The 13,047-nt window shown below is 65.3% G+C and carries 10 protein-coding genes; 8 read left to right on the forward strand and 2 right to left on the reverse strand.

What is annotated here, in order from left to right; genetic code table 11:
- The first annotated feature begins 9 nt into the window (after positions 1 to 9).
- From NQJ30_RS09745 to NQJ30_RS09775, 7 genes are all read left to right on the forward strand, one after another.
- Positions 10 to 618 (forward strand): TetR/AcrR family transcriptional regulator, encoded by a 609-nt coding sequence (locus tag NQJ30_RS09745; RefSeq protein ID WP_374113240.1) that lies wholly within the window; start codon positions 10 to 12, stop codon positions 616 to 618.
- Between the two features lie 365 nt (positions 619 to 983).
- Entirely contained in the window at positions 984 to 1,967 is a 984-nt protein-coding gene (locus NQJ30_RS09750) for an ABC transporter permease (RefSeq protein ID WP_255769721.1), read from the forward strand.
- Positions 1,968 to 1,969: 2 nt separating this feature from the next.
- Positions 1,970 to 2,944, forward strand: coding sequence for an ABC transporter permease (locus NQJ30_RS09755; protein ID WP_255769722.1), 975 nt, complete (start codon positions 1,970 to 1,972; stop codon positions 2,942 to 2,944).
- A complete protein-coding gene (locus NQJ30_RS09760) occupies positions 2,941 to 5,220 on the forward strand; it encodes an ABC transporter ATP-binding protein (protein WP_255769723.1) in 2,280 nt (759 codons plus the stop codon). Before NQJ30_RS09755 ends, NQJ30_RS09760 begins: the two co-directional genes overlap by 4 nt.
- 49 nt (positions 5,221 to 5,269) lie before the next feature.
- Positions 5,270 to 6,988: an ABC transporter family substrate-binding protein gene (locus NQJ30_RS09765; protein ID WP_255769724.1), complete on the forward strand. Its 1,719-nt coding sequence runs from the start codon at positions 5,270 to 5,272 to the stop codon at positions 6,986 to 6,988.
- A gap of 130 nt (positions 6,989 to 7,118) precedes the next feature.
- Positions 7,119 to 8,189, forward strand: coding sequence for a Gfo/Idh/MocA family protein (locus NQJ30_RS09770; protein ID WP_255769725.1), 1,071 nt, complete (start codon positions 7,119 to 7,121; stop codon positions 8,187 to 8,189).
- Between the two features lie 164 nt (positions 8,190 to 8,353).
- Positions 8,354 to 9,889: a S8 family serine peptidase gene (locus NQJ30_RS09775; protein WP_255769726.1), complete on the forward strand. Its 1,536-nt coding sequence runs from the start codon at positions 8,354 to 8,356 to the stop codon at positions 9,887 to 9,889.
- Between the two features lie 169 nt (positions 9,890 to 10,058).
- Here the strand turns inward: NQJ30_RS09775 and ald are convergent, their stop codons facing one another.
- Complete coding sequence (ald, locus tag NQJ30_RS09780; protein WP_255769727.1) at positions 10,059 to 11,177, reverse strand: alanine dehydrogenase; 1,119 nt, start codon at positions 11,175 to 11,177, stop codon at positions 10,059 to 10,061.
- A gap of 235 nt (positions 11,178 to 11,412) precedes the next feature.
- Between ald and NQJ30_RS09785 the strand changes: the two genes are divergently transcribed.
- On the forward strand, positions 11,413 to 12,630 hold the full coding sequence (locus tag NQJ30_RS09785; RefSeq protein WP_255769728.1) for a PucR family transcriptional regulator: 1,218 nt from the start codon (positions 11,413 to 11,415) through the stop codon (positions 12,628 to 12,630).
- Here the strand turns inward: NQJ30_RS09785 and NQJ30_RS09790 are convergent.
- A complete protein-coding gene (locus NQJ30_RS09790; protein ID WP_255769729.1) occupies positions 12,627 to 13,025 on the reverse strand; it encodes a helix-turn-helix domain-containing protein in 399 nt (132 codons plus the stop codon). The genes NQJ30_RS09785 and NQJ30_RS09790 overlap by 4 nt on opposite strands.
- Positions 13,026 to 13,047: the final 22 nt, after the last annotated feature.

The raw sequence follows: 13,047 nt of genomic DNA on the forward strand, positions 1-13,047 counted from the left end.
ATGTGGAGTGTGAGTTACATCCCACTGCTGCCCGGAACACTCGCCGGCCCTGTCGTTGAGCGAAGTGATGCTGCGCGGAACCGGGAGCGGCTGCTGAGTGCCGCGCACGAGCTGATCGCCGAGTGCGGGGTGGATGCCCTCACCATGGACCGCCTGGCCGAACGGGCCGGGGTGGGCAAGGGAACCGTCTTCCGCCGGTTTGGCAGCCGGAACGGCCTGATGATGACCCTGCTCAGCGATTCCGAAGCCGCGTTCCAGGCCCGGTTCATGTTCGGTCCACCGCCGCTGGGCCCCGGGGCTCCGGGCCTTGAGCGGCTGGTCGCCTTTGGCTCCGCGCGGATCGCGTATGTCCTGGACCATGGGGATCTGGTGCGCGCCGCCGAGAGCTCAACGCACAGCAGGTACGACGTGCCTGCGGCGCTGCTGTGGCAGCGCCACGTCGAAGTCCTGCTGCGGGAAGAAGGCATGGCGGCGGACCCCGCGCTCATGGCGGTGACGCTGATCGCCACCCTGGATCCGGAGCGGCTGCTGCACGCGGTCCGGGTGCAGGGGCTGGCGCCCGAGCGGCTCGTGGCCACGTGGCGTGAACTTGTCACACGGGTTGTCGGCGGCCGTTAGAATAGCCACTATCGCTGTCATCGTCCAGTCACGCCGGTTCACCCGAACAATTCATAACGATCTGATACGGTGCGGGCGGTTTCAAGGAAATTGGCGCCTTTTCTGGTTCGTCTATGTGGTAGTTTCCTCTGGAATGTGACCCGCAACATAGTCCACCACCCAGGCATGCCTGCGACGGTCGCTGCAATGCCAGCGAACCGCTGGTGGGCACCCGGGACCCGCGAGATCCGCGGGGTGGCCGGGAAATCGGAAGGATCTGAAGATGGATGCAGTCAAGGCAAGTACTCCGATGCCGTCCCGGCGCTATCCGGTGGAATGTCCTTGCTCAGTCCAGGCGGCGGCTCCGATCCTGAAGTAGTCGCCCCATGCTCCGGTACCTTGCCAAACGCGGCATCACCTACGTCTTTATGATCTTCCTGACCACTTCGGCCGGATACTTCCTGGCGGTCAGTTCCCTCAAACCGGCCCTCCTGGAGCAGGAACGGATTCCCCGCCCCACCCCGGAGCAGGTGGCCAACTCCATGCGCCTGAAGGGACTTGACCCGGATCTCAGTCCCTGGGAGCGCTATGTTGAGTGGCTCACCGCCATCGTCACGCGCTGGGACTGGGGACGCAGCCCCAACGGCGCCTTTATCAATGCTGAGTTCGGGGACCGCGTCTGGATCTCCACCAGGCTGTTCCTCGCCGCCATCATCCTGACGCTGGTTATCGGCGTCGCCCTCGGTGTGTACTCGGCCGCCCGCCAGTACAAGTTCCAGGACCGGGTCATCACCTCCTACAGCTACCTCGCCTACATCGTTCCTGCCCCCATCGCCTACTTCCTGGTGCAGCTCGGCGCCATCAACATCAACGAGACTGTCGGCGAACGCATCTTCTTCGTTACCGGCATCTCCACCCCGGGCATGGCGCCGGGCTGGGGGCAGTTCGTGGACATGCTGGCCCACTATGCGGTGCCCACCATCGCCATCACCCTGGTGGGCTGGGGTTCCTACCAGATTGCCCAGCGCCAGTACCTGCTGGACAACGTCAACGCGGACTTCGTCCGGACGGCCCGTGCCAAAGGACTGACCCGCAACCAGGCCATCACCCGGCACGCCCTCCGGGTCTCCTTCATCCCGGTGGCCCAAAGCATCGCGTTCACCGTCCCGGCCATTTTCGCCGGCGGGTTCTTTGCCGAGAAGATCTTCGCGTGGCCCGGCGTGGGCTCGTGGAGCATTGATGCCATCTCGCTGCAGGACGTCAACGCCGCAACGGCCACCCTGGCCTACGGCTCCGTCATCTTCGCGATCGGTGCCATCCTCGCGGACTTCGCCACCACGCTTGTCGACCCGAGAGTGCGGGTGCAGTAGCCATGACCAACCTCAATGCCGTTGACGCAGCAGCCGCGGCGCAGGGCGCCCACCTGGAAAACTCCGACGCCGTCATCGGCAAGTCCACCATCATCTTCCGCCGCTTCATGCGGAACAAAACCGCCGTGGCAGGGCTCGCGATCTTCCTGGCCCTGACCATCTTCTCCTTCGTCGGCGGCTTCTTCACGCCGTGGGACAAAGAAACCATCGATCCCTTCAACATTGGCATGCCGCCCTCCGGCGACCATTTCCTCGGCACGTCCCAGGCCGGCATCGATCTCTACGCCATGACCGTCGAAGGGACGCGCATCTCGATCGCCATCGGCCTGATAGTCGGTCTGGTGTCCGTCCTGATTGCGGCCGTGTACGGCTGCACCATGGCCTATTTCGGCGGCAAAGTGGACAAAGTGATGCTCTTTGTCCTGGAGGCCCTCATCATGATGCCCGCCCTGCTGGTGGTGGCAGTGGCCACCAGCGGCGGCGGGGACACCCTGAAGAAGAACCTCCCCAGCTGGCTCCTGCTGATCATCGTGCTCCTGGTCTTCAGCTGGATGGGCACGGCCAGGCTGATCCGCTCGCTGTCCATGTCCCTCATGCAGCGAGACTTCGTCAAGGCGGCCCAGTACATGGGCGTACCGGCACGCAGGATCGTCTGGCGGCACCTGGTGCCCAACATCGGTTCCCTGCTGGTCCTGGACATCACCCGCGGGGTCACGGGTGCCATCCTGGCTGAGGTTGCCTTTTCCTTCATCGGCATCGGCATCAAGGTCCCGGACGTCAGCCTGGGCGTCCTGATCGGCGGCGCCACGTCCCAGGTCCAGACCTTCCCCTGGATGTTCTGGGTGCCCCTGGCCGTCATGTTCCTGCTCACGGGATCCCTGGCCATGATGAACGATGGCCTGCGGGACGCCTTCGATCCCAGCTCCAGCTCCGTTGGCCGGGCCAAAAAGAACAGCGCACAGAGGACCGGCAAATGAGCAACGAGACCACCGTCGGGCCGGCTGAGCCAACCGACGCCACAGCCGAGCCAACCGACGCCACAGCCGAGCCAACCGACGCCACAGCCGAGCGGCTCCACATCGCAGGCTTCCACTCGCCGTCGGACGCGGTCCTTTCAGTCCGGGACCTGAACGTCAGCTTCAACTCCGAAAACGGCTCCGTGCACGCGGTCCGGGGCGTCGACTTCGACCTGATGCCGGGCAAGACGCTGGGAATCGTGGGGGAGTCCGGTTCTGGCAAGTCGGTCACATCGCTGGCTATCATGGGCCTGCTGCCGTCCACCGCGGAGATTACCGGCTCGGTCCGGCTCAAGGGACAGGAACTGCTGGGCCTCAGCGACAAGGCCATGTGCGCCCACCGCGGCAACGACATCGCGATGGTGTTCCAGGATCCGCTGTCCTCCCTGACCCCGGTGTACACGGTGGGGGCGCAGATCACCGAGGCCCTCACCATCCATAACCCCGGCATGAGCAAATCCGCAAAGGAAGCCCGCGCCGTCGAACTCCTGGCCATGGTGGGCATCCCCAGTCCGAAGAACCGGCTCAAGGCCTTCCCGCACGAGTTCTCCGGCGGCATGCGGCAGCGCGTGATGATCGCCATCGCCATTGCCAACAACCCGCGCGTCCTGATCGCGGATGAGCCGACGACGGCCCTGGACGTCACCATCCAGGCCCAGGTGCTCGAGGTGCTGCATACTGCGCAGGAGGAGACCGGCGCCGCCGTCGTGATGATCACGCACGATCTTGGCGTGGTGGCGGGCATCGCCGACGACATCATGGTCATGTACGCGGGTAAGCCGGTGGAAACCGGCCGCGTGGACGACATCTACTACAACCCCCGGATGCCCTACACCATGGGCCTGCTGGGGGCTGTCCCCAGGGTTGACGTCGCGGAGAAATCCTCGCTGGTACCGATCGACGGCATCCCGCCCAACCTGCTCCACACGCCCACCGGCTGCTCCTTCGCCCCCCGGTGTCCGCTGGTAACCGACGCCTGCCTGGCCGGGGAACCGCCCTTGCTGCCGGCCGACGGCGACGCAGCGCACAAGGCCGCCTGCATCAGGTCCGAAGAGCTCGGGGCGGATGCCAACGTCCTGGAAATCTTCTCCGCCCCGCCTGTTCCCGTCTCCCGGTTTGACGCCATCCCCCGCGAAGAACGCTCAACCGTCCTGGAACTCAAGGATGTCCGGAAGCACTTCCCACTGACCAAGGGCGCGCTCCTCAAGCGGCGCATCGGCACCGTCAAAGCAGTGGACGGCCTGAGCTTCGACATCCGGGAAGGGGAGTGCTTCTCCATTGTGGGGGAGTCCGGCTCCGGGAAGACCACCACGCTCCTGGAAATCATGGAGTTCCACAAGGACCAGGACGGTGAGGTGGTCATCGGCGGCATCAGCAACAAGCAGGCCGTCGATGCCAAGGCCAAGGGCGCCATGCGCCGGGAAATGCAGATGGTCTTCCAGGACCCTACCGGGGCCCTGGACCCCCGCTTCACGGTGTATGAGGTCCTGGCCGAACCGCTCCAGAACGCGGGCATGGACAAGAAGGCCGTCAGGAAGCGCATCATGGAGCTCGTGAGGCTGGTGGGGCTGCAGCCCGACCATGTGAACCGCTTCCCCAACCAGTTCTCCGGCGGCCAGCGCCAGCGGGTGGGCATCGCCCGCGCCCTTGCCGTCAATCCCAAGCTCGTGGTCCTGGACGAACCGGTGTCCGCGCTGGACGTTTCCGTGCAGGCCGGCGTGATCAACCTGCTGGACAAGCTGCGGGCCGAACTGGGCCTGAGTTACCTCATGGTGGCCCACGACCTCTCGGTGGTGCGGCACATCTCCAACCGGGTGGCGGTGATGTACCTCGGCAAGATTGTGGAGATCGGCGAGGTGCACCGGGTCTTTGACAACCCCCGCCACCCGTATACCCGTGCGCTGCTGTCCGCCATCCCCGTGCCGGACCCCCAGTTCGAGCGCACCAGGGAGCGGATCATCCTCAAAGGCGACCTCCCGTCCCCGCTGGACGCACCGAAGGGCTGCAACTTCGCCACCCGGTGCCCCGTCTTCGCGGCACTTCCCCCGGCGAAACAGGAAAAGTGCCTCACCCTTGAGCCGCCCCTCGAAGCTGTACGGCCCTCCCAGGCGGTGCAGGTCCTGGAAGCCGGCCCCGCCGCAGGGCTGGACCAACAGTTCGCCTGCTTCTTCCCGGACGGCGAACTGGATGAGGACATGCTGGTGGTCCACGAAGCAGGGGGCCCGGATGCACCGTAGGTTTTACATACCCATCACAAGCACCACCCGCACCTATGAAGGGAAAACAATGAGGAAACTGACCAAGATCGGCGGAGCCGCGGCCATAGCCGCAGCCCTGACGCTGACTGCCTGCGGCGGCGGGGGAACACCCGGCGGCCCGGAAACGGCCAAGGGGCAGGGAGCGGGCAGCGATCTGTCCAAGCTCATCAGCATCAACGAAAAGCCAGCCGCGGATCTTGAGCAGGGCGGCAAGGTCACCCTGCCGCTGGGCAGCATTGGGCCGGACTTCAACGGCTTCTCCAACAACGGCAACAACTCGGACAACTCCGCGTTGATGGCGGCAATCAACCCCGTGGCGGTGACGGGCGGCGGCATCGGCGGCTGCTGGAAGCTGGACTTCCTGGGCAAGGCCACGCCCAACAAGGACTTCTGTGAGTCCGTGGACAGCAAGATGGTGGACGGCAAGCAGACCATCACCATCAAAGTCAATGACAAGGCCGCCTTTAATGACGGCACCCCGATTGATGTCAAGGCCTTCCAGAACACCTGGAACATCCTGAAGAGCCCGGATGCCGGCTACGACATCGTCAGCTCCGGCGCCTACGAATTTGTTGAGTCCGTCGAAGCGGGCAGCAGCCCCAAGGAAGTCATCGTCAAGCTCAAGCAGCCGGTATACCCGCTGGATGCGCTCTTCTTCGGCCTCATTCACCCGGCCGTGAACAGCCCGGCGGTCTTCAACGAAGGTTTTGTGGGTGAAATGCATCCGGAGTGGATGGCCGGCCCCTTCAAGGTGGAGCAGTACGACACCGCCGCCAAGACCGTGAGCCTCGTTCCCAACGACAAGTGGTGGGGCACCAAGCCGGTCCTCGACAAAGTGGTGTTCCGCCAGCTCGAGACCAGCGCCCAGATCGCCGCTTTCAAAAACGGTGAGATCGACGCCATGTCCGCCAACACCATCTCCCTGTACAAGCAGCTGGACGGCACCAAGGACTCAGACGTCCGCCGCGGCCAGCGGCTCTTCGCCGGCGGCATGAACCTGAACGCGCAGCGGATCACGGATGTGGCCGTCCGCAAGGCGATCTTCGCCGCCGTCGACCGTGAGGCCCTCCGCAAGGTGCGCTTCAACGGCCTGAACTGGGATGAGCCCAGCTCCGGTTCCATGATGCTGCTGCCCTTCTCCGAGTACTACCAGGACAACTACCCCGTCAAGGAAACCGGCCCGGACGCCGCCAAGAAGGTCCTCACCGACGCCGGCTACACCGCGAACGCGAGCGGCATCATGGAGAAGGACGGCAAGCCCGCGGCCTTCAAGATCAGCAACTTCGGCGACGACCTCACCACCCTGGCGTTCGCACAGACCCTCCAGAACCAGCTCAAGGCCGGCGGCATGGACGTGGGAATCGACCAGCGCGCCTCCGCTGACTTCGGTAAAGTCCTGGGCTCCCGCGAGTTCGACATGAGCATCTCGGGTTACACCGTTGGTCCGGACGCCACGGACGCCGTCAAGCAGTACTACGACTCCAAGACCAACGAGAACAAACTCGGGGACGCGGAGCTGGACAAGAAGATCGCCGATCTGGCCTCCATCGAGGACAACGCCGCCCGCAACAAGGCAGCAATGGACGTCGAGAAGGAGCACATGGCGAAGTACTTCTCCATGGGTGTTGTGATGAACGGCCCGCAGATCTCCTTCGTCCGCACCGGCCTGGCCAACTACGGCCCGTCCCTGTTCCAGAGCCTGTCCCAGGTTCCGGACTGGAGCACCCTGGGCTGGCAGAAGAAGTAACGCTCTCTCACTTGATGCGGGATTCTTCCCATCGCTCTCTCACTTCCGGCCCCACCACGCGCTGGAAGTGGGAGAGCGTTTGGTTTTAAGGCACATCAACTGAGAGAGCGTCCGGGGGTACGGTTTTCGTATGACCTCGACTGAACCCCATCGCACCATCCGGACTGCCGTCGTCGGCTACGGCCTCTCGGGGAGCGTCTTCCACGCGCCCATGATCGCGGCGGATGCGCGCTACTCGCTGAACGTCATTGCAACGTCCGACGCCGGCCGGCAGGCTGCGGCGGTGCAGCGGTACCCGGGCGTCAAAACAGTGCGCGACGGCGGTGCCGTCCTGGAGCTCGCTGCCGACCTTGACCTTGTGGTGCTGGGGACGCCGCCCGCCACCCATTTTCCGCTGGCCAAGGCGGCGTTGGAGGCGGGCCTGGACGTTGTGGTGGACAAGCCGTTCGCCGTCAGCAGCGCCCAGGGCCAGGAACTGGTCGCCCTGGCCGGGGAGCTGGGCCGGGTGCTCACGGTATTCCACAACCGGCGCTGGGACGGGGACTTCCTGACCGTCCGCAAGCTCCTGGCCGGGGAGGCATTGGGCGAGGTGGCACGTTTCGAGTCCAGTTTTGAGCGCTGGACACCGGAGATTTCCAAGGCGTGGAAGGCCAGTGCCACGGTTGCCGACGGGGGCGGAGTGCTGTTCGACCTCGGCACGCACCTGATCGATCAGGCCCTCCAGCTGTTCGGGCCGGCCGCGGTGATCCACGCCGAGCTCCGGATCCGCCGCCCCCAGGAGAAAGCCGACGACGACGCGTTTGTGGTCCTGCGGCACGATTCGGGCGTCCTCAGCCACCTGACCATGAACCTGCTCTGTGCCCAGCAGGGCCCGCGTTACCGCGTCCTCGGCTCCACGGGGGCGTTCACCAAGCACGGCGTGGACCCCCAGGAGCCCTACATCGCTGCCGGCGGCGGCCCGCTGGACGCCGAATACGGTGTGGAGGCGCCCGAGTGGGCAGGATCGCTGGGCCGTGACGGCCACCTGGACTCCCTGCCCACCGAGCGTGGCGCCTACCCCGAGTTCTACCGGATCCTCGGAGACAAGATCCTCGGCGGCGGCACGTCCTCCGCGCTGCCCCTCCCGGTGAAGCCGGAAGACGCGGTGGCGGTGTTGGGAATTATCGAGTCAGCCCGCGAGGCGGCATCCACACCCTCTTGAATTTGTGTGAGGTGAGTCACTAGGGTCTGGTGTTGCGGGTGTTACCTCACAGCTGGGCGGGGTACCCGCAAGGATCCGGGCAACAGCCCTCAGGATCGTGAACCAGGACTCTTGCCAGTTGAGGCAGCTACCGCATGCGCTGCTGGCAGAAATGGAGCTAGACCATGCAAGGATTCACCAAAATCGTGGCGTCGGCAGGGGCTTTGGCACTCGCCATTGGCCTGTCCGCAGCCACGGCGCCCGCGGCGGTCTCGGCCGACGGGCAGGCAGCGCAGGCCGCAAACCTGACAACGGCGCAGGGCGGCATGCAGACCTACATTGTGCTGTACAAGGGCAACGGGGTGGGAGATAAATCCCTCGCGGCGGTGCAAAATGCCGGCGGCAGCGTCGTCCAGGCCTATCCGCAGATCGGCGTGGCGATTGTGAAGTCGGACCGTGCCGGCTTTGACGCCGCCCTGCGCGGGGCGGACGCTGCAGTCCAGGGTGCCGCTTCCACCGCCAGCTTTGGCGTGGCACTCAAGGATCAGAGCACCGGTGTGGCGGAAGCCGCCGTCGATCCCGGCACGCCGGCTCCCGGTAATGACAACCTTTCCGGGCTCCAGTGGGACATGGACCAGATCCAGGCGCCGGCCGCCCGTGCCATCAACGGCGGCAGCGCCTCGGTGGTGGTCGGTGATATTGACACGGGTCTGGATTACACCCACCCGGACCTCGCCCCGAACGTTGACTTCTCCAAGAGCGTCTCCTGCGTGGGCGGCGTGCCGAATACAATCCCCGCAGCATGGATGGATGACAACGGCCACGGAACCCACACGGCAGGAACCATTGCCGCAGCCAAGAACGGCATCGGGATGGTGGGTGTTGCCCCCAACGTGAAGATTGCCGGAATCAAGGCCGGCAACGCTGACGGTTTCTTCTTCCCCGAAGCTGTGGTGTGCTCCTTCATATGGGCGGGTACCCAGGGCATCCAGGTGACCAACAACAGCTACTTCGCGGACCCGTGGCTCTTCAACTGCAAGAACGACCCCGTTCAGCGGGTCATCTGGGAGGCTGAACGCCGTGCGATCAAGTTCGCCCAGCAGCGCGGCACCACGGTGGTGGCGGCCGAGGGCAACGAATCCGATGACCTCGCGCATCCCAGCCAGGATGTCACCAGCCCGGATGACAGCACGCCGGTCGCGCGCGAGATCAGCAACGCCTGCGCCGTGGTCCCCACGGAAGTGCCCGGCGTCATCGGCGTGACGGCGAGCGGCAATAAGGGCTTCAAGTCGTTCTACTCGAGCTACGGTGCGGCAAGTGCGGATGTGATGGCTCCGGGCGGAGATTCGCGCCAGCTGACCGCAGCCGCTGTTAATGGTCGGGTGCTTTCCACCTACCCGGCGAGCCTCATGAATAACTGCCTCCGGAAGGTCGTTGACGGAGCTGCCACGTATTGCTACCTCCAGGGCACCTCGATGGCCTCGCCCCATGTCGCCGGCGTTGCAGCTCTCGTGGCCAGCACCGGCGTGACTAACCCCGGGGCTGTCGCGGTCCGGATCACCGGTTCGGCGGACGCCACGCCGTGCCCCGCAGACATGTCTTTCTATGCGCCGTTCCCCTCCACCAATAACGGAGCGGCGCAGTTCTGCAAGGGCGGCGCGGGCTACAACAATTTCAGCGGCCACGGTGCGCTGAACGCCCTCCGGGCGATCGGCGGCTAGCGAGGCTAGCGAGGCTGTCTGGAATTAACTAAAGCACGACGACGGGTCCCCGGTTTCGCCCACAAACCGGGGACCCGTCGTCGTACGCTTCTTTATTACATCGATTGCTCCACAACGGTCCTTTTGGGCCCCCAAAAGGACCGTTACGGAGCAATCGATGGTGTGGTTATTAGGCCGAAACCAGTTCGTGCCAGTCCGCGACGAGGGGCAGGTTGTGGGCCTCGGAGACGGAGTGGTGTGCCACGTGGCCGCCGGCGATGTTGAGGCCGGCTGCGAGGGCTGGATCGCGGTCGAAGGCGGCCCGGACACCGAGGTTTGCCAGTGCCACGGCGTACCGGAGGGTGACGTTGGTCAGCGCGTACGTTGAGGTGTTGGGCACGGCACCGGGCATGTTGGCCACGCAGTAGAAGATGGTGTTGTGCACCTTGTATGTGGGTTCCTGGTGCGTGGTGGGGTGGGTGTCTTCGAAGCAGCCGCCCTGGTCCACGGCGATGTCCACCAGCACGGAGCCGGGCTTCATCCGGGAGACAAGCTCGTTGCTGACCAGCTTGGGGGCCTTGGCGCCGGGGATCAGGACGGAACCGATCACCAGGTCCGCGTCCACCACTGACTTTTCGACCTCGTACTTGTTCGAGGCCACGGTCTTGAGGCGGCCGGCGTACTGGGCGTCGAGTTCGCGGAGGCGGTTGATGTTGATGTCCAGGATGGTCACATCCGCGCCCAGGCCCAAGGCCATGGCCGCGGCGTTGGTGCCGGCGACGCCGGCGCCCAGGACAACCACCTTGGCGGGGCGGACACCCGGAACTCCGCCGAGCAGAACACCCTTGCCGCCGGCCGGTGACATGAGGGAGGTGGCGCCGACCTGCACGGAGAGCCGTCCTGCCACTTCGGACATGGGGGCCAGCAGCGGCAGCGCGCGGCCTTCCTGGACGGTCTCGTAGGCGATGGCGGTGACGCCGGAGTTGATGAGCTCCTGGGTGAGCTCGGGCTCGGCGGCGAGGTGCAGGTAGGTGAAGAGGATCAGGCCCTTGCGGAAGCGGTGGTACTCGGCCTTGATGGGCTCCTTGACCTTCATGACCATGTCGGCGCGGGACCAGACATCGTCGGCGTCGGCCACGATCTCTGCCCCGGCGATCGCGTATTCCTCATCGGTGATCCCTGAGCCCAGGCCGGCCCCGCGCTCAACCAGGACAGTATGGCCGTTCGTGCGGAACTCGTGAACACCTGCGGCCGTGATGGCGACGCGGAATTCGTTGTTTTTGATCTCTTTGGGGACACCGATGATCATTTTTGGGCTCCATATTCTCGGGCCGGATAGGCCTGAAATTGCGGGGAAGGTTGTGATTCCAGAATAAATCCGGCTGTGATTCAGGTGACACCCGTCCCGGCACCCGGGCTCGGCTTCGCCCGCGCCATTCCGGGATTTTTTGTTTTCACGGGTCGACAAATGTTGAGCCTGAGGGCGTCAGGTGTCGCCTCATGTCCGTTCGCACGGAGAACCTGCGGGGCAGTAGTGTTAGCCCATGCAGCAGGATGTTGAAGAGCTCGTGGAGCAGGTGGCCCAAAAGCTTGGGCGCGGACTTTCACTGGAGGACCTGGACGGCCTGCTGCTCGCCTACAGCTCCAACCAGTCGCATGCGGACCAGGTCCGGGTGAACTTCCTGTTGAGTAAGAGGGTGCCCGCAGACGTCGGCGCCTGGCAGCTGTCCCACGGCATCGCGACGGCGGTCCGCCCGGTGGTGATCCCGGCCAACGCCGACCTGGGCATGCTGGGCCGGGTGTGTGTTCCGCTGATGGTGCGCGGGTTCCGCGTGGGGTACCTCTGGGTGCAGCAGGACTCGGCGGAGGAGAATCCGGCGGTGATCCTCTCCCAGCTGCCCGAGGTCGCCCGGGAGATCGAGCTCCTTTCGGGCCTGCTGCTGGATTCCAATACGGCAGAGTCCGAATTCCGGCGCAGCCGGGAACGCGAGTTCCTGGCGGCCTGCGCCGGGGAAGCCAACGCGGTGGCCGCCGTGGCAGGCTGGAAGGAAATCCAGGGCAAGGGCCCCTGGCAGATGGTCACGGTGCTCGACGCCGATGGGTGGGCCGGCGGCCCGGACCCCATTGCCTCCACGCTGATCCACCGGGCCGCCGCCCTCCAGGCCACGGTGGGCGTGGACATGGCCCTCTTCAGCGCGGGCACGGAAACCCACTCCGTGGTGCTGTTCACCGAGTCCGTGGGACGCGCCAACCATGCCCAGGTCCTGGTCCACTATCAGCTCGAACTGGCCAAACGTTCCGGCCGGCCGGTGCACCGGATCATCCTGGGCATCAGCGAGGGTTTCGCCCGGCCGCGCCAGCTGGCCGAGGCCTACCGGCAGTCCCGGCAGGCGGCACAGGCGGCCGCCGTCGATCCCCAACTCGGCGAACTCGTGGACTGCCGGGCCACGGGCGTTTACCAGTTGCTGGCCTCAGCCAGCGGCGGAGCGGGCGCGTGGACGGACACCGGATCGGTCTACGTCCGCATGCTGGAGGACCACGACAGGAACAACGAACTCCTGCCCGTCCTGGAACTGATCTACGACAACGACGGTTCCATCCAGGATGTGGCCACAAAACTCCACCTCCACCGCAGCAGTGTCTACAACCGGCTGGGCCGCATCCGTCAGCTTCTCGGCGTCGACCCCCTCAAGGGCATGCCCCGGCTGGAACTCCACGCCGCGCTGAAGATGCGCCGGTGGGCGGCGCGGCCGCGGATCTAGCTGGTTTCCGCGGCCGGCTTGACCTGCTCGTTCTTCTTTTGCTGCTCGAGCCAGGCCATGATGGCGGCCAGCCGGATCCGGCGGTGCGTGCCGCGGTATTCCACCGGAATCTCGCCGCGGTCGGTCATGTTGCGCAAATACGTGTGCGAAATTCCGGCGAGTTCGGCGGCCTGGGAGGTGGTGAGCATTTCCTCCACGCTGCTGACGGTCACCGCTTCGCCGCGGCCGAACCGGCTGAGGAGATCGACGACGGCGTCCCTCGCCTCGGGTGTCAGGCGGTGGACCGTGCCGTCGACGAAGACCGTGATGTCGTGGCCCCCATCGAGGGCCTGCCGCAGTTTGCCTGCGTCCTCCGCCGGCAGGCCGGCCGTCATCCGGGGAGCTATCAGTACCATGCCAGAAGCCTAACCTGCACGG

The organism is Pseudarthrobacter sulfonivorans (genome assembly GCF_024391045.1).
GTDB lineage: Bacteria > Actinomycetota > Actinomycetes > Actinomycetales > Micrococcaceae > Arthrobacter > Arthrobacter sulfonivorans_B.

What these genes read in the sequence shown, in the direction of transcription:
- NQJ30_RS09750 (WP_255769721.1), top strand. Translation starts at nt 984, where the DNA reads ATGCTCCGGTACCTTGCCAAACGCGGCATCACCTACGTCTTTATGATC.
- NQJ30_RS09755 (WP_255769722.1), top strand. Translation starts at nt 1,970, where the DNA reads ATGACCAACCTCAATGCCGTTGACGCAGCAGCCGCGGCGCAGGGCGCC.
- NQJ30_RS09760 (WP_255769723.1), top strand. Translation starts at nt 2,941, where the DNA reads ATGAGCAACGAGACCACCGTCGGGCCGGCTGAGCCAACCGACGCCACA.
- NQJ30_RS09765 (WP_255769724.1), top strand. Translation starts at nt 5,270, where the DNA reads ATGAGGAAACTGACCAAGATCGGCGGAGCCGCGGCCATAGCCGCAGCC.
- NQJ30_RS09770 (WP_255769725.1), top strand. Translation starts at nt 7,119, where the DNA reads ATGACCTCGACTGAACCCCATCGCACCATCCGGACTGCCGTCGTCGGC.
- NQJ30_RS09775 (WP_255769726.1), top strand. Translation starts at nt 8,354, where the DNA reads ATGCAAGGATTCACCAAAATCGTGGCGTCGGCAGGGGCTTTGGCACTC.
- ald (WP_255769727.1), bottom strand. Translation starts at nt 11,177, where the DNA reads ATGATCATCGGTGTCCCCAAAGAGATCAAAAACAACGAATTCCGCGTC.
- NQJ30_RS09785 (WP_255769728.1), top strand. Translation starts at nt 11,413, where the DNA reads ATGCAGCAGGATGTTGAAGAGCTCGTGGAGCAGGTGGCCCAAAAGCTT.
- NQJ30_RS09790 (WP_255769729.1), bottom strand. Translation starts at nt 13,025, where the DNA reads ATGGTACTGATAGCTCCCCGGATGACGGCCGGCCTGCCGGCGGAGGAC.